The 17,589-nt window shown below is 68.4% G+C and carries 20 protein-coding genes; 7 read left to right on the top strand and 13 right to left on the bottom strand.

Features of this window, described 5'->3' with window-relative positions:
- Nucleotides 1-163: 163 nt before the first annotated feature.
- On the top strand, nucleotides 164-655 hold the full coding sequence (locus AC5Y7V_RS28005) for a type II toxin-antitoxin system Phd/YefM family antitoxin (protein WP_499883292.1): 492 nt from the start codon (nucleotides 164-166) through the stop codon (nucleotides 653-655).
- A gap of 335 nt (nucleotides 656-990) precedes the next feature.
- Here the strand turns inward: AC5Y7V_RS28005 and AC5Y7V_RS28010 are convergent, their stop codons facing one another.
- The gene (locus AC5Y7V_RS28010; RefSeq protein ID WP_499883293.1) at nucleotides 991-1,635 is read right to left on the bottom strand and encodes a TetR/AcrR family transcriptional regulator; all 645 of its coding nucleotides are present in this window, start codon (nucleotides 1,633-1,635) and stop codon (nucleotides 991-993) included.
- Nucleotides 1,636-1,742: 107 nt separating this feature from the next.
- Here AC5Y7V_RS28010 and AC5Y7V_RS28015 point away from each other — a divergent pair, with 107 nt between their 5' ends.
- The 3 genes from AC5Y7V_RS28015 to mhpA are packed head-to-tail and all read left to right on the top strand — an operon-like array spanning nucleotide 1,743 to nucleotide 5,328.
- Nucleotides 1,743-2,873 (top strand): VOC family protein, encoded by a 1,131-nt coding sequence (locus tag AC5Y7V_RS28015; RefSeq protein WP_499883294.1) that lies wholly within the window; start codon nucleotides 1,743-1,745, stop codon nucleotides 2,871-2,873.
- Complete coding sequence (locus AC5Y7V_RS28020; protein WP_499883295.1) at nucleotides 2,870-3,805, top strand: fumarylacetoacetate hydrolase family protein; 936 nt, start codon at nucleotides 2,870-2,872, stop codon at nucleotides 3,803-3,805. Before AC5Y7V_RS28015 ends, AC5Y7V_RS28020 begins: the two co-directional genes overlap by 4 nt.
- Entirely contained in the window at nucleotides 3,802-5,328 is a 1,527-nt protein-coding gene (gene mhpA, locus AC5Y7V_RS28025) for a bifunctional 3-(3-hydroxy-phenyl)propionate/3-hydroxycinnamic acid hydroxylase MhpA (protein WP_499883296.1), read from the top strand. Before AC5Y7V_RS28020 ends, mhpA begins: the two co-directional genes overlap by 4 nt.
- Before the next feature lie 86 nt (nucleotides 5,329-5,414).
- Here mhpA and AC5Y7V_RS28030 read toward each other — a convergent pair whose 3' ends face one another.
- Both AC5Y7V_RS28030 and AC5Y7V_RS28035 read right to left on the bottom strand, forming a co-directional pair.
- Nucleotides 5,415-6,290, bottom strand: a complete 876-nt coding sequence (locus tag AC5Y7V_RS28030; RefSeq protein WP_499883297.1) for a universal stress protein — start codon at nucleotides 6,288-6,290, stop codon at nucleotides 5,415-5,417.
- A gap of 139 nt (nucleotides 6,291-6,429) precedes the next feature.
- Entirely contained in the window at nucleotides 6,430-7,266 is an 837-nt protein-coding gene (locus AC5Y7V_RS28035; protein ID WP_499883298.1) for a DUF3097 domain-containing protein, read from the bottom strand.
- A 193-nt stretch (nucleotides 7,267-7,459) separates the two neighbouring features.
- Here AC5Y7V_RS28035 and AC5Y7V_RS28040 point away from each other — a divergent pair, with 193 nt between their 5' ends.
- Nucleotides 7,460-7,765 (top strand): DUF3349 domain-containing protein, encoded by a 306-nt coding sequence (locus AC5Y7V_RS28040; RefSeq protein WP_499883299.1) that lies wholly within the window; start codon nucleotides 7,460-7,462, stop codon nucleotides 7,763-7,765.
- A 4-nt stretch (nucleotides 7,766-7,769) separates the two neighbouring features.
- Here AC5Y7V_RS28040 and AC5Y7V_RS28045 read toward each other — a convergent pair whose 3' ends face one another.
- Genes AC5Y7V_RS28045 through AC5Y7V_RS28065 form a run of 5 tightly spaced genes read right to left on the bottom strand, consistent with a single transcriptional unit; the run spans nucleotide 7,770 to nucleotide 12,848 of the window.
- The gene (locus AC5Y7V_RS28045) at nucleotides 7,770-8,849 is read right to left on the bottom strand and encodes an ABC transporter ATP-binding protein (RefSeq protein WP_499883300.1); all 1,080 of its coding nucleotides are present in this window, start codon (nucleotides 8,847-8,849) and stop codon (nucleotides 7,770-7,772) included.
- Nucleotides 8,850-8,851: 2 nt separating this feature from the next.
- Complete coding sequence (locus AC5Y7V_RS28050) at nucleotides 8,852-9,688, bottom strand: carbohydrate ABC transporter permease (RefSeq protein ID WP_499883344.1); 837 nt, start codon at nucleotides 9,686-9,688, stop codon at nucleotides 8,852-8,854.
- Nucleotides 9,681-10,607: a carbohydrate ABC transporter permease gene (locus AC5Y7V_RS28055; protein WP_499883301.1), complete on the bottom strand. Its 927-nt coding sequence runs from the start codon at nucleotides 10,605-10,607 to the stop codon at nucleotides 9,681-9,683. The genes AC5Y7V_RS28050 and AC5Y7V_RS28055 overlap by 8 nt, the downstream gene beginning before the upstream one ends.
- Nucleotides 10,604-11,926 (bottom strand): ABC transporter substrate-binding protein, encoded by a 1,323-nt coding sequence (locus AC5Y7V_RS28060; protein ID WP_499883302.1) that lies wholly within the window; start codon nucleotides 11,924-11,926, stop codon nucleotides 10,604-10,606. Before AC5Y7V_RS28060 ends, AC5Y7V_RS28055 begins: the two co-directional genes overlap by 4 nt.
- A complete protein-coding gene (locus AC5Y7V_RS28065; RefSeq protein ID WP_499883303.1) occupies nucleotides 11,916-12,848 on the bottom strand; it encodes a sigma-70 family RNA polymerase sigma factor in 933 nt (310 codons plus the stop codon). Before AC5Y7V_RS28065 ends, AC5Y7V_RS28060 begins: the two co-directional genes overlap by 11 nt.
- Before the next feature lie 168 nt (nucleotides 12,849-13,016).
- Between AC5Y7V_RS28065 and AC5Y7V_RS28070 the strand changes: the two genes are divergently transcribed.
- The gene (locus AC5Y7V_RS28070; protein ID WP_499883304.1) at nucleotides 13,017-13,367 is read left to right on the top strand and encodes a DoxX family protein; all 351 of its coding nucleotides are present in this window, start codon (nucleotides 13,017-13,019) and stop codon (nucleotides 13,365-13,367) included.
- A 6-nt stretch (nucleotides 13,368-13,373) separates the two neighbouring features.
- Here the strand turns inward: AC5Y7V_RS28070 and AC5Y7V_RS28075 are convergent, their stop codons facing one another.
- The 3 genes from AC5Y7V_RS28075 to pncA all read right to left on the bottom strand — a co-directional run bounded on the left by AC5Y7V_RS28075 (nucleotide 13,374) and on the right by pncA (nucleotide 15,485).
- Nucleotides 13,374-14,012 carry a hypothetical protein gene (locus AC5Y7V_RS28075; RefSeq protein WP_499883305.1) on the bottom strand — a complete coding sequence of 213 codons (639 nt, stop codon included), beginning with the start codon at nucleotides 14,010-14,012 and terminating at the stop codon, nucleotides 13,374-13,376.
- A gap of 112 nt (nucleotides 14,013-14,124) precedes the next feature.
- Nucleotides 14,125-14,925 carry a ketosteroid isomerase family protein gene (locus AC5Y7V_RS28080; RefSeq protein WP_499883306.1) on the bottom strand — a complete coding sequence of 267 codons (801 nt, stop codon included), beginning with the start codon at nucleotides 14,923-14,925 and terminating at the stop codon, nucleotides 14,125-14,127.
- Entirely contained in the window at nucleotides 14,925-15,485 is a 561-nt protein-coding gene (gene pncA / locus AC5Y7V_RS28085) for a pyrazinamidase PncA (RefSeq protein ID WP_499883307.1), read from the bottom strand. The genes AC5Y7V_RS28080 and pncA overlap by 1 nt, the downstream gene beginning before the upstream one ends.
- Before the next feature lie 96 nt (nucleotides 15,486-15,581).
- Between pncA and AC5Y7V_RS28090 the strand changes: the two genes are divergently transcribed.
- Nucleotides 15,582-16,568, top strand: coding sequence for a DoxX family membrane protein (locus AC5Y7V_RS28090; RefSeq protein ID WP_499883308.1), 987 nt, complete (start codon nucleotides 15,582-15,584; stop codon nucleotides 16,566-16,568).
- Between the two features lie 8 nt (nucleotides 16,569-16,576).
- Here the strand turns inward: AC5Y7V_RS28090 and AC5Y7V_RS28095 are convergent, their stop codons facing one another.
- Nucleotides 16,577-17,155 (bottom strand): ATPase, encoded by a 579-nt coding sequence (locus tag AC5Y7V_RS28095; RefSeq protein ID WP_499883309.1) that lies wholly within the window; start codon nucleotides 17,153-17,155, stop codon nucleotides 16,577-16,579.
- Between the two features lie 12 nt (nucleotides 17,156-17,167).
- On the bottom strand, nucleotides 17,168-17,557 hold the full coding sequence (locus tag AC5Y7V_RS28100; RefSeq protein ID WP_499883310.1) for a TA system antitoxin ParD family protein: 390 nt from the start codon (nucleotides 17,555-17,557) through the stop codon (nucleotides 17,168-17,170).
- Nucleotides 17,558-17,589 lie beyond the last annotated feature (32 nt).

A 17,589-nucleotide genomic window follows, 5' to 3' on the forward strand; every position in this document is an offset into this window, starting at 1 on the left:
CCCGCGCGGGTTCGGGCGAACGCGCGTCGCAGGGCGCGGCGACCGCGCCGACACGCCTGACCAGGGCATTGACACTGACCGCACGTACAGTCATATACTTGGGGATCGTCGGGTGCCGGATCGCAAACGCTCCCAGTCGGTGAACTACGGAGATCGGAGCGACATGCCGGAAGTGATTGGCCTGGGCCAACTCCGGAGCGACGCGTGCGCCTATCTCGAACGGGTTGCCACCGGAGAGCCGCTCGACGTCGTCCGTCGCGGCAAGCTGGTGGCGCGGATCCTGCCGGTGGGCGACTGGCGGGTCGCTCCGATTCCGGCGCGATCCGCCAAAGCCCCGCCATCCGACGCGGGCGGCTGGGTCGGGCTCGAGGAACTGCGGACCCGCGCCGGGCGGTGCTTCGACCGGGTTGCGGCCGGCGAGACGGTCTACGTCGTCCGTGGCGGCCGGATACTGGCGCGGATCGTGTCCGCCGGCGACGCGGCGCCGCTCCCCGGCGACGCCGGTCGCCGGATCGAGCTCGACGAGCTGCGCAAGCGCGCGGGGCGCTACTTCGACAAGGTCGCGGCGGGCCAGACCATCGAGGTCATTCGCGGCGGCAAGCTGGTGGCGCACATCGTGTCGGCCACCGGGGACGACGCCCGCAAAGGGGCCTGACGGCTCCCCTGCCATAGACCGCGACGCCCTCGGGCCGATCGCCCATCCCGCCCCGTTTTGCCGGCAGCAATGTGGGTAGGCTACCCTAACTAAAATAGATAGGAAGGCTTACTTACTGTGCCGGCCAGGTTCCCGTTTCACCCCCACGCCGACTCGTCACGCCGCGCCTGGCTGCCGTGCCCGAATTGCGGCTGGGGCCGCGACAAGTGCGCGGAGTGTCGCAGCCCCCGCAACTGCGGCGCGCACTGGCAGTACTTGCTGAGCAATCGCGCGACGCTGGTCCACCTGCAATGCCCGGGGTGCGCGAACCTCTGGTCAACCGACACCCGAAACCGCTAGGCCCCGGCGGGCCTGTCGTCGGGCAGCGGGCGTTGACACACCGCGCGCGCGTCCTCGGCGCTGAGCCCGAACAGACGCAGAACGCTTTCCGTCACGCTGTCGGCGGCCCGTGCGTCGTCGCGATCCGGGTTGTCACGCAACAGCCTTCCCAGCCCTAGCAGCGCGCCGCCCGCCATGAAGAGGGCGAGTTCGGGGTCGTCGACCGAGAATCTCCCCGAGTCGACGCCGGCCTTGATGTCGCGCAGCGCGCGGGGGGCCAGGCCACGATCGGACGATAGCAACGCCAGCCCGTTGGCCAGCAGGATGTCGCTTTCCTGCGGGCGCCGGCGAAATAGCCGGCCGATCAGCCGGAAGTTGGTGGCAAAGGTTTCCGCGGGATCGTCGATCGACTCGGTCAGCCGGTCCAGCATCGCTCCGTGCGCGTCGAGCACGTCGGCGACCGCGGCCTCGAACAGCTGCTCCTTGCTGTCGAAGTGGTTGTAGAAGGAGCCCATCCCCACGTCGGCCGCCTGGGTGATCTCCAGGACGGGCACGTTGGTCTTGCCCTCGGCGATCAGCCGCTGGGCCGCACCGATCAGCGCCGCCCTGGTGCGCTGTTTGCGTCGTTGCAGGCGGCTGGGCGGGTCGGGGTCTTCGGGCATCGCGCTCACCTTTAGCAGTATGCATCACTTTTGAGGGTTTCGTCAGATAGGTCTTGACGGCGGATCGCAAGTATGTGACGATTTCGTCAGTTACTTGGGAGATGGCAATGCACCTAACGAAAAATCCCCACCGGAATCTGCACAGCGAGCGCGGCGCGGCGCGCGGCGATCACCCCGGGCGTTCCCGCAACCCCGTGATCAAGGTCGCCGACATCGCCTGGCTGGAGTTCGACAAACCCGACCTGACGCGCGCCGAGGCGTTCGCCCGGGCGTTTGGTTTCCAGACGGCGCGGAGCGAAGCCGACGAAGTACACCTGCGCGGCACCCGCGCGGGCGGACCGTGCGTGATCCTGCGGCGGGGCGCGCGCACGCGCTTCACGGGTGTCGCCTTCCGCGCCTGCGACGAGGCGGACGTGCTGCGCCTCGCCGACACATCCGGTGCTCCCGTGCGGGCGCTGCCGGAGACCATCGGCGGCCTGTCGGCCGACCTGGTCGACCCCAGCGGCATGCCAGTCCGCGTCGTCGCCGGCATGCACGAGCTGCCCGAGCTGCCCGGCCAACCGGTCCACGCTTTCAATTTCGGATGCGACGTGCGGCGCACCAATGCCGGCCAGCGGCCCCCGCGCGTGCCCGCACGCATTGAGCGGCTGGGGCACCTGGTGCTGCAGTCGACGAAGTATCTCGAGACGCTGAACTGGTACCTCGACAACCTGGGCATGATCGTCAGCGACTTTCTGTACTTCCCGGGCCAGCGCCGCCGCGGACCGACCATGAGCTTCATCCGATGCGATCGAGGCTCGACGCCCGCCGACCACCACACGCTGGCACTGGCGCTGGGGCCGGCCAACCGTTACGTGCACTCGGCATACCAGGTCAGCGACCTGGACGCGCTGGCCGCCGGCGGCGAATACCTCAAGGACCGAGGCTATTTCCGCTCCTGGGGAATCGGCAGGCACATCCAGGGGAGCCAAATCTTCGACTACTGGCGCGATCCGGACGGTTTCCTGGTCGAGCACTTCGCCGACGGTGACCTGTTCGACAACACCCTCGAACCGGGATGGGCGCCCTTCAGCGCGTCCGGACTGGCCCAGTGGGGGCCCCCGGCGACCAGGGACTTCCTCGGGACGGACCTGAAATCCGCTCGCCACGAACTCATTTCGATGGTCACCGCGCTACGCGCACGCAACGAATTCGATGTCAACCGCCTTGCCGGCCTACTGAAAGTGCCCACCTCATGACAATTTCCGTGCTGCACACCCTCGACGCTTGGTTTCTCAAGACCCCCGGCGGCGCGGTCAAGATCGACACCGACGCCACCACCACCGCGGCCCTCCTGGCCGACCGCGCCGCCATCGCAGCCGCCGCCGGCGGCGAGCCCGTCGCCGTGGACAGCCTGGCATTGGTCTCCCCCGTCACCCGGCCGTGCCGGGTGATCGCACAGATGACCAACTTCGTCTCACACGTCAAAGACGCCGGGATGGACCCGTCATCCATTCCCCTGACGTTCTTCCGCAAGGCGTCGGCGTCGATCGCGGGCCCGTTCGACGAGATCGTCAAACCCGCGCACGTCAGGTTCCTCGACTACGAAGTGGAGATCGGGCTGGTCATCGGCCGCGAAGTCCCCATCGGCACAACGATTTCCAAAGCCAACCTCGCCGAATTCATCGCCGGACTGGTCGTGACGAACGACGTTTCCGCGCGCGACATCCAGCTCCCCCAAACCCAGTTCTACGAGGCCAAGTCCTATCCGACGTTCACGCCGGTCGGTCCGGAGCTGGTGCTGCTGACGGCCGACGAGCTCGACCGTTTCGGTGATCTGCGGCTGCGGCTGAGCGTCAACGGGCAGGAGCGGCAAAACGCACTCGTCGAGGGCGACATGCTCTATCGGCCGCTGGAAGCGCTGCAATCGCTCACCCAGTTTCAGGAACTGGCCCCCGGCGACCTGGTGCTCACCGGAACCCCGGTCGGCACCGCGCTCAGCGCCCCGCCCAAGCCGGTGCAGATGATCTCGAACTTGTTGCCGCCCTCGGTGAAATGGAAGATGTTCTTCAAGGGTCAGGCCGGCAACCGCAACTATCTCAACGACGGCGATGTCGTGGAGGCGTCGGTGGCCACCGACGACGGGGCCATCAGTCTCGGCACGCAGCGCAACGAAGTTCGGTTCAAGTGAGCGACAACGCCGCTCCGCATGTTCCGGTGGTGATCGTCGGCGCCGGACCGACCGGTGTCACGGCGGCCACCCTGCTGGCACAGCACGGGGTGGACAGTCTCATCCTCGACCGCTGGCCCGACGTGTACCCGCAGCCGCGCGCCGTGCACCTGGACGACGAGATCTATCGCGTCATCGCCCGACTCGGCATGGCCGACGAGTTCGCGGCGATCTCGCGGCCCACCCTCGGTTTGCGGTTGGTGGACAACCGGTTCCGGGTGCTCGGCGAGTTCCACCGCGAGCCCTCCCAAAGCCGGAACGGGTTTGCCCAGGCCAACATGTTCGACCAACCCGAGTTCGAGGTGCTGCTGCGCGCGAACCTCAAGCGGTATCCGAACGCCCGGTTGCGCGGGAACGCCGAAGTCACCGCCGTAAGCGACACCGGACGAGGCGTCCGGGTCACCTTCAGCGACCGAACCGACGGCCGGGTGCACCATATCGACGCCGACTATGCGTTGGGCTGTGACGGCGCCAACAGCGTCGTCCGCACCCAAATCGGCTCGGCCATGCGGAATTTGAAGTTCGAGCAGCGGTGGCTGGTCGTCGACATCGCCAGCGACTCCGACCTGCGGCAGTGGGACGGGGTGCACCAGGTGTGCGACCCGGTGCGCGCCGGAACCTACATGCGCATCGGTCCGGGCCGCTACCGGTGGGAGTTCCGGTTGCTGGACGGCGAAAGCGCCGACCACTTCGGCACCTTGGCGGCGTTGCGACCGTTGATCGCGTCCTGGGTCGCCGAGGTTGCCGACTCCGAGATGACGGTACTGCGCGTCACCGAGTACACGTTCCGCGCGCAGATCGCCGATCGGTGGCGCCGCGGCAACGTCTTCATCCTCGGTGACGCCGCGCACCTCACACCCCCGTTCATCGGGCAGGGCTTGTGCGCCGGAATCCGGGACGCGGCCAACCTCGCCTGGAAGCTCGCCGGGGTTCGCAACGGCACGCTCGACGCAAGCGTTCTCGATTCCTATGAGCAGGAACGCAAGCCGCATGCCCGGCACATGATTCGGCTCGCGCTGGGCGTCGGGTGGGCGATGACCGGCGGCGGGCGGCTGGGCAGCGCGGCGCGCCGCCTCGTGCTCCCCCGGCTGCGGCTCATCCCCGGCCTGCGCGACAAGGTGATCGACTCGACGACACCGGCGTTGCGGGCCTCCGCGCTGGTGTTCAAATCGCGCCGGCCGCGCCAGCTCGCCGGCACGCTGTGCCCGAACCCCTTGCTGCCCAACGGTCGGCGGCTCGACGACGTCATCGGAACCGGTTTCGCGCTGATCACCGCAAGTCAGCCGAGCGCCGGCGACGAGGCCCTCCTTCGGCGACGCGACGTCGTCGTCGTGGCCGCCGAACCCGGGGGCCCGCTCGAAACGTGGCTGCGCGGCGGCCGCGCCACCGCGGCGTTGGTCCGCCCCGACGGGACGGTCATGCGCGCCGGTCGCGACCTCGCCGCGCTATGCGGGTGCGCGGCCACCGTCCTGCACGCGCGCTGAACTGCCGAGCAGACGCAGAATCGCACGCCGAACGGCGTCAGCGTGCGATTCTGCGTCTGCTCGCGGTGGGGAAGGCGCCAGAACAGCTACGCCGGCTTGGCGACGATCACCGGAATCCGGACCGAATGCAGCAGCGTGTTGCTGACGGAGCCCAGCAGCATGCCCGTGAGACCGCCCCGGCCGTGGCTGCCCACGACGACGAGTTGGGCCGATTCCGCGGTCTCGATGAGGTGGTGCGCCGGCCGGTCACGCACGATCACTCGGCGCACCGTCACGTCCGGATAGCGTTCGCCCCAGCCCGCCAGGGCTTCGCCGAGACTGCGCTGCCCCTCCTCCTCCACGGTCGCCCAATCCAGAAAGGGAACTTCGGTCGTGACGTCGCTCCACGCATGCATGGCTACCAGGTCGACGCCCCGACGGGAGGCCTCGTCGAACGCCAGCTCGGTCGCGTGTTCGGACGTCCGAGAGCCGTCGATTCCGACCAGGACCGGAGCGTTCTGGTCCGGTAGCTCCTCGTCGCGGATGACCGCCACCGGACACATCGCGTGCCGCACCACGGTCGAACTGACGGACCCGAGCACGCCGCGGGCCAACAAGCCCCGCCCGGAGGTGCCCACCACGACCATTTCCGCCTCGTTGGACATCTCGATCAGGGTCGGCGCCGGGGTCGAGTAGACCAATTCCCGGCCGATCGCGACCTTTCCGTCCTCCGGCATCGCGTCTTCGGCGATCTTCATGGCGTGCATGATGGCCTTCTTGCCGTCATCCTCCAGCCGTACCGCCAGGGACTCCGGGTACGGAACCGGAGGCCAGGTCGCGGTGGGGGTCGCCACCGCGTGGACGACGGTCAGCGGAACGTTCCTCATTGCCGCCTCGCGCGCCGCCCAGCACGCGGCGGAATTCGATGCGGGCGAGCCGTCGACCGCGACGACGACGCCTAGGCGTTTCACGGATTCAGACACTTGGTTCTCCCTTCGTCACCAGCGACGCTATCGGGCGGTGGGGCGTCGGTCGTGAGGCTTTAGTCCTCAACTGGCGGGGACGGAGGGCAGTCGCTGAATCACGTTGGGGCCGTTGATTCCCCGGGATGTAACCGCCCGGTCACTCGCTGGACAGTTGAGTCACGAAGTCGATGAGTTCCTCGACGCGGCCAATGAGCGCCGGTTCCAGGTCGTTCCAGTCGCGCACGCTCGTGCGGATGCGCCGCCAAGCCCGGGCGATGTCGGCCTGATTGGCGTGCGGCAGGCCCAGTGCCTCGCAGGCGCCGTGCTTCCATTCCCGGTGCCGTGGCACCTCCGGCCAGGCCGCCAGGCCGACGCGTTGCGGTTTCACGGCCTGCCAGATGTCGACGTAGGGGTGGCCGACGACCAGGGTGTCTCGGCCCCCCGGTCCGCGGCGCACCGCCTCGGCGATCCGCGTCTCCTTCGAACCCGCGACGAGGTGGTCGACGAGCACGCCCAGCCGGCGCCCCGGGCCGGGCCCGAATTCCGCCACAATGCCCACCAGATCGTCTATGCCGCCGAGGTGCTCGACGACGACGCCCTCGATGCGCAGGTCGTCGCCCCACACCTGTGCGATCAGTTCGGCGTCATGGCGGCCCTCGACGTAGATCCGGGCCGCCCGGGCGACTCGCGCACGCGCCCCGGGCACCGCGACGGAGCCCGACGCCGTCCGGCCCGGGGCGGCGGGGCCCGAGCGGCGCGGCGCGGTGAGGATGACCGGGCGCCCCTCGAGCAAATACCCTGGGCCGAGCGGAAAGCCGCGGGTGTGACCGTGCCGGTCCTCGAGGTCGACGCGACCGTATTCGACTCGCACCACTGCCCCGACGTAGCCGGTTTCGGCATCCTCGACGACCAGGCCGAGGTCGGCCGGGTGCTCGGTCGAGCGGGGCTTGCGCCGGCCCGCGGCGAGGACATCACTTCCATAGCGATCAACCACCCGGCAATCCTAGGAAGCGTTGCGGCCAAAATGGTTGCGGCGCGCCACCGTGTCGAAATTGGTAAAGCAGTAAGGGTTTGGCCGCAAATCTGAAAAATCCATAAATTAGTCGTAAGTAACTGCGTGGTCTTACCGGGCTGATGGCGTTGCTGCTGCTAGGTTGCTAAGTGCCGCTAATGCACAGCGTGTGGCGGTGAGCGAGGTGGACGTAATGGACCTGTCCCATTGGGTATCGAGCATCGTCGCTTTTTTGCGCGCCGGGTACCCCACCGGCATGCCGACGACCGGTTACACGCCGCTGGCGGCTTTGTCGCACCGGCGCGTATCGAACGACGAGATCACCACCATCACAAGAGAACTCATTATGCGCAGATGTGCGCCGATCAGCAGCGCCGATGTCGGGGTGGCAATCACCCACGTCACCAACGCGATGCCCTCCGACGACGACATCGCGCGCGTGCAACGTCGGCTGCACGCGATCGGCTGCGCCAGCGCATAGCCGCTCAACAGATCCTTCGGCCATCGGTGCCGAAGAAATGCAAGTGCCCGGGCTCGGGATGCAGGCGCACCCGGCTGCCCTTCTCCGGCGGTTGACGCCCGTCCGCCCGCGCGACGACGGGCTGGCTGATCACCTTGCCCGACCCCGTGATTCGGCCGTACAGATAGGCATCGGCCCCCAGCTCCTCGACCACGTCGACTTCCATCTCGACGCCGAGGCCGCCCAGTTCGAAGTGTTCGGGGCGGACCCCCACAACGATCTCGCCGACCTCGCTTGCGGTGCCGTCGATCTCACGCGGCACCGGGATCGGCCAGTCCCCCAGCGAGACCGATGAGTCCACGATTGGCAGGGTGAACAGGTTCATCGCCGGGGACCCGATGAATCCCGCGACGAATACGTTTTGCGGGTTGCGGTAGAGCTCGCGCGGCGTCGCAAACTGTTGCAGCACCCCGTCGCACAGCACGGCGACCCGGTCCCCCATCGTCATGGCCTCGACCTGGTCATGGGTGACGTACACAGTGGTGGTGCCGAGCCGTCGCTGCAGTGCGGCGATCTGGTTGCGGGTCTGCACCCGCAGTTTGGCGTCGAGGTTGCTCAACGGCTCGTCCATCAGGAACACCTGCGGGCGCCGCACGATCGCTCGCCCCATGGCCACCCGCTGGCGTTGCCCGCCGGACAGGTCGTTGGGCTTGCGATCCAGATAGGGCTGCAGGTCAAGCAGTTTGGCCGCGGCCAGCACCTGTTCGCGAATCTCGGCTTTCGGGGTCTTGGCGATCTTCAGCGCGAAGCCCATGTTCTGCGCCACGGTCATGTGCGGGTAGAGCGCGTAATTCTGAAAGACCATCGCCACATCGCGATCCTTGGGGTCGACGTCGGTGACGTCGCGGTCCCCGATCCGGATGCGCCCGGCGTCCAGCGTTTCCAGTCCGGCCACCATCCGCAGGGAAGTCGTCTTGCCGCAGCCGGACGGTCCGACCAGGACGACGAATTCGCCGTCCCCGACGTCGAGGTCGAGGCTGTCCAGGGCGGGCCGGTCCGCACCCGGGTAGCGCCGCGTCGCCCGCTCGAAACTGACCGATGCCATGGCTATCCGTTCATTCCGGTGACGGCGATGCCACGGACGAAGGAGCGCTGGGCGAAGGCGTAGATGACGACCAACGGCACCATGATCAACATGGAGGTGGCCATGATCACCGGCCAGCGTGCGACGTATTCGCCGCGCAGCCTGACCAGGCCGAGCGTCAGCGTCGCCAGGCTGTTGCGCTGAATCATCAACAGCGGCCACAAGAAGTCGTTCCAGACGTTGACCCAGGTGAGCACCGCGAGCACCAGCACCGCCGGCCGGGCGTGCGGCAACAGGATGCGCCAGTAGATCTGCCACGGGGAACACCCGTCCAGGATCGCCGCCTCCTCGAGGTCGGTCGGCAGCGTGCGGAAGAACTGCCGCATGAGATAGGTGCCGAAGGCGCTGCCGAACAGACCCGGCACGATCATCGCCCACGGGGTGTCCACCCAGCCCAGGGTCCGCATCAGGATGAACTGCGGAATCACCGTCACGGTCAGCGGCACCATCAGCGTGCCCAGGTACAACACGAACAACGTGTCCCGGCCCCGAAACTGCAGCCGCGCGAACGCATATCCGGCCAGCGAGCAGAAGAAGACCTGCCCGGCCGTGACGCACCCGGCGTACAGCACGGTGTTGAAAAACATGCGCCAGAACGGCATCAGCGAGAACACCTCGGTGTAGTTGGACCACCGCGGATGCGCCGGCAACAGCCGTGGCTCGGTCACCTCGCCTTCCCGTTTCAGTGAGCCGGACACGGCCCAGGCGATCGGGAACAGCCAGCACCACGCGATCGCGGTCAGCGCGGTGTACGCCAGCACGGCGCGAAAGACGTTGCGCTTGAACACCCGCTCAGCCAAGACCACCGGAAGCCTCCAAAGAACGCTGCCGCGTCAGGCGCAACTGCACCACGGTCAGCACCAGCAAGATCGCGAACATCACCCACGCCAGCGCCGACGCATAGCCGAATTCCAGGAACGAGAACGCATGCTGGAACAGCATGATGCCCAACACGTAGGTCGCGCTTTCGGGCCCGCCGTTCGCGCCGTTGAGGACGTAGACCATGTCGAAGGCCTGGAACGCGTGGATGATCGAGATCACCACCACGAAAGACATCGCCCCCCGGATCAGCGGCACCGTGATGAACGCGAATTGCCGTATCTCGCCCGCTCCGTCGATCCTGGCCGCCTCGTAGAGGCTTTCGGGAACCCCCTGCATCGCCGCGAGCAGGATAACGGTGGCGAACGGCACGCTGCGCCAGACGCTGACGATGCACAACGAAACCATGGCCCACTTGGGGTCGACCAGCCACGGGACCGGCCCGATCCCGACCCAGCCGAGCATGATGTTGAGCAGCCCGTTGTCGGTGTTGAAGACGAACTGCCACACGACCGCCATCACCACCGACGAGATGGCCAGTGGCAGGAAGACGATCGTGCGAAAAACGCCGATGCCCTTGACTTTCCGATTCAGCACACCGGCCACGACGAGGCTGATCAGGATCGTCGGCACGACGGTGCCGAGGGTGAAGATCACGGTGTTGCGGATGGCGATCAGAAACAGCGGGTCGGAGTTGAACAGCTCTTCAAAGTTCGCCCACCCCACGAACTTCGGCGGCCTGAACACGTCCCATTGCTGGAAGCTCATGTATAGCGAGAATCCGAGCGGAAACAGCATGAACACCGCGACGGCGGCCAGGTTGGGCGCGACGAACAGGCGACCGGCGCGGGCGCGTCGCCGGGACGGACCGGACACCGTGGGCGTGTCGAGGGATGTCATGGCGTGTGCAGCACCTCGTCGAGCGCGGGCGACAGCGCGGCCAGCGACGTCGCCGGGCGCGATCCGCGCAGCACGGGTCCGAAGCTACGGTCCATCAGGGCGACGATCTTTTCCCACGCCGGGGTGACCGGCATCCCGTCCGACGACGCCGGTCCCTGGGTGAGCACGTCGAGGTTGCCGATCCTGTGGTGCGATTCGGCAAATCCGACCGAGTTGAGCGCGGAGCGCAGCACCGGCACGAAGAGGGTGGATTCACCGGTCAACGCCTGGCCGACGGGGCCGGTCGCGAACTTCACAAATTCCCACGCCTGCTCCTTGCGTTGACTGCTCGCGGAGATGGCCAGCCCGGTGGAACCGATATTAGAGCGGGCGGCCTGTCCCGTTCGGCGGGGTCCCACCGGCAACGGCGCGACATCGAAATCCAGGCCATCGGCTCGAATGAACGTCTGGTATCGCCAGTGGCCACCGAGCGCCATCGCCGCCTTGCCCGCCGCGAACAGATCGGGCGTGGACATCGACTGCACCTCGGATGCGTTGGGCGCCACCCTGTGTTTGTTGGACAGGTCGGCGTAGAACTGCACCGCTTCGACGAAGGCGTCGTCGCCGAAATTGAAGTGGGCGGGGTTCTTCAGCGGGGTGGACCACGGTACCCCGTTGTTCATGGCGAACAGCCCGGCCGAGTAGTACGAAACAAACATGTTGACGAAGCCCCATTGGGTGGTGCGCCCCGATCCGTTTCTCTTGGTCAGGGCGCGGGCGTTGTCGAGGAATTCCGCGAAAGTCCACGGCCGCTCCCACGTTCCGGGCGGCGGCGCGACGCCGGCCTCGGCGAAAAGCCGTCTGTTGTAAAACAGGAAGTTTCCGGACCATTGCTCCGGGAGTGCGTACTGGCCACCGTTGAACGCGAAGGTGTCGTACAGCGACTCGATGCCGTCCGACTTCAGTTCCGCCGCGAAGGCCGGATCGCGACCCAGCATGGTGTTGAGGTCCAGCAAGACCCCGCGGTCGGCCAGCTCGGCGTAGGTCAATTCCCACGCCATGAGCACATCCGGGCACTTGCCGCCGGCGCAGAACGTCGACAGCTGCTGCATCACGCCCGGCGCGGACAACACCGCCCGAACCGTGATGTCGGGATGGCGGCGCTGGAACTCCTCGACGATGCGCATCCTGCGATCCCGCTCGTCCGGATTGGCGGCGAAGAAGAAGGTCAGCGCGTCGTCGTCGGGGGCGCAGCCGGCGGCCCAGGGCGCCAGCGACGCCGCGGTGAGCGCACCGGCGCCGCGCAGCAGGCTTCGTCGCCCGAACGGCCTATCGAGCATGGTGCTGCCGATCTTGCCCGGTAACCGGCAGCGTGAGAACGGCCCGGCGCAGGCGGTCGGGATCGCCGGTGATGTCGATGGTGTGGATGCGGTCGTCGCGGCCGATGGCGATCCGCAGCATGGCCTGCGCGCGCCCGCGGGGCGCGAGCACGACGCCCGGGACGCCGTCGATGAGCAGGACCACACCGGCCCGCGCGCGCCGGGCGAAGCGGCGGGTCTCCTCGGCCACTTCCCGCGCCCCCCGCACCTCGGTCGCCACGTCGGCCGGGACCAGCGCCCGGTCGACCCGGCGCACCACGTCGGGCGCCAGCAGCTCGAGCAGGGTGGCGATATCGCCGCCGCGGGAGGCCGCCAGAAACGCCTCGACGACCTCGAGGTGCCTGGCCGCGCGGGCCGGCTCGACCGCCGGACGGGCGTGCAGGCGACCGCGGGCCCGGCTCGCGAGTTTTTTGGCCGCGGCCGGCGACCGGTCCAGCAGGGCGGCGACGTTCTCGAACGGCATGGCGAACACGTCGTGCAGCACGAACGCCACCCGCTCCGCGGGTGAGAGCCGATCGAGCACGACAAGCAGCGCGCTGCCGACCGAGTCCGCGAGCAGCGCGCCCTCGTCCGCCGGGGCCGCCGCGGTGTCCACGAGCCGGTCCAGCTCGGTGGGATCGCCGAGCGGTTGTTCGGCGCGGCGCCCCCGCGCCCGGAGCTGGTCGATGGCGGCGTGGGCGGTGATGGTGGTGAACCAGCCGGTGAGGTTGTCGACGTCTGCAAAGGCTTCGAATCCGCCGCGGCTGGCCTTCAGCCACGCCGACTGGACCGCGTCGTCGGCGTCGGCCGCCGACCCGAGCAGCTGAAACGCGACCGACCTCAGGTGTCGTCGGTCCGCGTCGAACCGTTGCGCGATATCCGCCAGATCCTTCGGTGCGCTCATGGGTCACCTTTTTCGCGTGGGAGTCGTCAAGAAGGTGAACGCATCCATCGAACTCTCTGTCGCAAAGGAGACCAGCACCATGACCCTACCGATTGTGCGCCGCAACGCGCGCCGCGGCCATCCGGCTCGCCGCTGCGGAAACACCTGCAGGACAAGGGGTTGACGCAGATGCATACCGCCTACATCGCCATCACGCTGCCAACCGCCGTCGTCACCGCCGCGGTAGCCGTGGCCGACCTGATCCCCGCCGGATTCGTCCTGGCGAACTCGGCCGAGGTGGGGGTGCCGCGCTCGTGGTTGCCGCCACTGGCGGCGGTGAAGCTGGCCGGAGCCGCCGGGCTGGTTGTCGGGCTGGTGGGCTTGCGCGCGTTGGGAATTGCGGCCGCCACCGGACTGGTGCTGTTCTTCGTCGGCGCCGTGGCTACGCACCTGCGGGCACGCGTCTTCTACAACATCGCGTTTCCCGGCGCCTACCTGTGCCTGTCGGCGGCCACACTGGCGTTGATGGTCGCGCGCTGAACCCCGCTAGGCGGGCAACCGGTCCTTGATGAGCTGGTCTTGCCTGCGGGCCATGTCCAGCACGACGTCGCGCGGGGCGGGATCGTTGGGCGCGCTGTCGAACTCCAGGTCGACGCCCACCCTTGACTCGGCGAACGTCACATACGTCACCGATTTGGAGTTGTCGGGCGACGTCCCCACCGCGATCAGGCCGTTGGTCCCGACCTCGAACGGCTGGGGGGTCCCGGTGACGTACTTGCCGTACGACGACGCGCGCTCCTTGGCCTGCTGTGCGGCGGTCGCCGGGTCGGTGAAGACCACCACGAGGTCGTCGATGCTCCGCGTCCGATCAGGGTTGGCGTACGTGACGCCGGCTCCGGCGATACCGCCGGGGTTCTGCACGGGCGGCGCCGTGGTCGCGGTGTCGGGCCCGATGTCGCTCGCCTGCAACAGCAGGTAGGTGTAGTCGCCCAGCGGTGCAACCCCGGACGGCGGCGCGCTGGACGTGGTGGTCGATGTCGCCGAACTCGACGGCGTCGTGGTGGACGACGCCGGCTTGGACGAGCTCGACGAGGAATTCGACGTGGTGGTCACCGTGCAGGCCGTTCCTACCGTCAGGACGGCGGTGAACGCCACTCCCACTCCGCAGATCCGCAGCACACCCATCGCCCGCCTCCATTCAGTGACAGCTATTTCTACGGCAGTATCCCTGGCCTGACAAGACATAGCGGCATCCGGCACTGGCTAACTTCTCCCGGCCCGGGAACAACCGGTGCACTCAGCCGGGAAAGTACCGGATCCGGTCGATCGCGTTCCCCGGCCAGGCCACGTCGGCGAGCACGATGCCGCGCCCGTGAACCGAGCTGACCGAAACCGCGACCGTGGTGCCCGCCCCGATCACCTTGGCCCAGCCGGCGCCGTCGAGCTGTTCGACGAGTTCGGCGACATCGAGCCGGTCGTTGTCACCCAAAGTTATTGCGGCCGTTGGCGATAGTGAGCGCAGGGCGGCCGATGCCTCCTTCCGGGCGACGGCGCCGAGGAAGGCCTCCGCGAGTCGCTTGCGCCGCGCACCGACGCGCCGAAATCCGGCAAGAAAGCCCGTGGTCCCCCGGAATCCCTGGTTGGCCAGCAGGTCACGCGAGAGTTGCACGGCCGGCGACGCCGCCCGCGTCCCGGCCCGCAGGAACTGCAACATCATCGCGGGCAGCTCCCAATAGGCCCGCAGATGCGCAATCTTCCAGTGGCCGTTGTCTTCTCGGAGGTCATAACGCAGGACGGCGGGTATGTACATGGTCACGCTCGAGCCCATCGACACCTCGAGCTCGAGATCGCGCAGCACCGTGGTGCCGACGACGATGTCGACGTCGCGATGGAATTTGATGTCGCGGGGCCCGATGAAGGTGTCGTAGAAGCGGCCGATCTGCGAATGCCCCACGTGCGGGCGCGATCCCACCGGGTCTTCGATCCGTCCGTCGCCGGTGAACAGCCCCACCCATCCGGCGCGGTCGTGCGCCGCGGCAGCCTGCGGCGAGCGCTCCACTGCGGCGAGCAGGCGCTCGCGATCGAGGGGAACCACCATCACGGGCCGCCGACCAGCTCGATGCCGAGGGTTTGCATCTCCGCCAACGCTTCCGCGGCCGTATCCGCCGCCACGGCCGCGGTCAGGTCCACCAGCACCCGGGTAGTCAGGCCGGACTTGGCCGCGTCCTCGGCGGTGCGCCGGACGCAATGATCGGTGGCGATGCCGACCACGTCGACCTCGTCGACGCCGCGCCGGCGCAGCCACTCGAGCAGCGGGGTTCCGTCGGAGTCGACGCCCTCGAAGCCGCTGTACGCCGCGGCGTAGTCGCCCTTACGGAACACCGCCTCGAGGTGGCCGGTGTCGAGGCCGGGGTGAAAATCCGCGCCGCGGCTGTCCGCGACGCAATGCGGGGGCCAGGTCGACCGGTAGTCGGGGCGGTCGGAGAAGTGGTCGCCCGGGTCGATGTGGAAGTCGGCGGTCGCGACGACGTGGTCGTAACCGGGCCCGTCGGCGAGATATCGGGTTATGGCGGAAGCCAACGCGGCGCCGCCGTTCACCGCCAGCGAGCCACCCTCGCAGAAGTCGTTTTGCACGTCGACGACGATCAACGCCCGCACGCGCTCCACCATATCGCCGGGCCCGTCGCCGGCGCGGCGAGCAGGGGCGATGGCCCCGGCGGTTTGCGTGGCGGGCGGCCGGGTAACCCAGCTGCCATGTTGATCCGCAGAATCGCGAGGCCCCTGTTGTCGGCGGTGTTCATCGGCCAGGGAATCGACTCGCTGCTCAATCCCAAGCCGGCGGCCGAAGCCGCGGCGCCGGCGGTCGACGGTCTTCGCGCCCTGCCGGATCCGGTGGGGAGCAGCATTCCCAGCGACCCCCAGACGTTCGCTCAGATCAATGCGGCCGTCCAGATCGGCGGTGGCCTGCTACTCGCCATCGGCAAGGCGCCGCGCGTCGCCTCGGCGGCGCTCGCCTTCACGGTGCTGCCGGCCAACCTCGGCGCGCACATGTTCTGGAGTGAGAGCGACCCGCAGCTGAAAGCCCAGAAGCGCAAGGACTTTCTGACCGACCTCAGCCTGGTGGGCGGACTGATAATCGCGTCCGCGGACACGGCCGGCAAGCCGTCGTTGGGCTGGCGGGGACGCCGAGCCGCGGAGCGGCTCTCCGAGCGGGTGTCGTCGGCGCTGCCCGGATCCGACGACGGCGAGCTGACCGAGCTCGGGGAGAAGCTCGTGCACGGCCTGCAGGTCGGCGCCGAACGCGGGCGCGAACTGGCCAGCACCGCCGCCGAACGGGGCGCCCCCTACGCCGAGGCCGCCCTGGAACGCGGCCGCGAACTCGCCAGCACCGCCGCCGAACGGGGCGCCCCCTACGCCGAGGCCGCTCTGGAGCGTGGGCGCGAACTGGCGAGCACCGCCGCGGAGAAGGGCGCCCCCCTGGCCAAGAAGGCGCGCAAACGCGGCGAAGAACTCGCCAGCACGGCCGCCGAAAAGGGCGCGCCGTTGGCGAAGAAGGCCCGCAAACGCGGCGAGGAGCTTGCCGACACGGCGCGGGACCGCGGCATGGAGTTCGCCGAGATCGCGCGGCTGCGCGGCATCGAGCTGGCCAACACGGCCGCCGCGCGGGGCAGCGAACTGGCTGACACCGCCCGCGACCGGGTGGGCGACGTTCCGACCCGGCGGCGCCGGCGCCCCTGGTAAGCGCGTATTCAGCTCGGCCAGCGCGCCGACAGTTCCTTTGGCGCCCATTCCGGCCAGTCGGACGATCCGACGAGCTCACCGCCGCTCAGTTGGGCGACGATGCGCGGCCCACGCAGTCGACTGTTGTCGTAGACCGTCGCGATGTCGGATACGGCCACGGCGTCCGCGACAAGGCCCCCTAAGCGGCGGTGCCGCTGACGGATTTTGTCCTCGGGCACGCGGTGGCCGCCGGCCAGCACGCGATGCCGAACCCGCTCGACCGCAAGGTCTTCCGGGACGAACAGCGCGTGCAGGACGACGGTGAAACCCTCGCCGCGCGCGCGGCGGATCAGGTCCAGCTTCGAGGGATGCGAAAAGACCGTCTCCGCAATGAAAGACCGGCCCAGCTCGATCAACTTGGCGCGCGTGTCGGCGGCGATTTCCGCGGCCTCATACGAGTGCGACGCCGGGTCCTCGGGCCAGCGTTGACGAGCTATCTCGTCGGCGTTGACGACCAAGCTACGGGGCAACAGCGGCGAAAGGGTCAACGCGATGAACGTCGACTTGCCGGCGCCGTTCGGCCCGACCACCAGGTCCAGGCGGTTCATCGACCCGCGCGGTCAGCGCTTGCCCGAAAGCACTACCTCGGTGCCATCGGGCCGGTACTCGACGATGTCGCCGGCGTCGTTGAGGGCCACCGTGGTGATCCCCTGCCCGGCCAGCGCCGCCCCGTAATTGGTGCGCGCCAGGCTTTCCTCGATGGCGGCCGAGATCTCGGCGTTGAACACGACACCCTCTTCGACGGTGAGTTCGCCGAGCGCCAAGTGACCCGCCAACGCCGCTTCCACCCGCCGCCGAGAGCTGGTGTGCTGACTGGATACCGCGCGGCCGACCCGCGCCCAGTGGTCGAGTTGCTGCTTGGCCGAACGGCTCTGGCGGGCGCCCTCGGACGCCGCACTGTCCATCAGGTCGGCGGCAACCCGCGTGACGCGATCGAGAGCCTCTGCCATGACCTTCCTCCGCTCCTGCAGCATTCCGCTAC

It is taken from the genome of Mycobacterium sp. NGS34 (assembly GCF_059812845.1).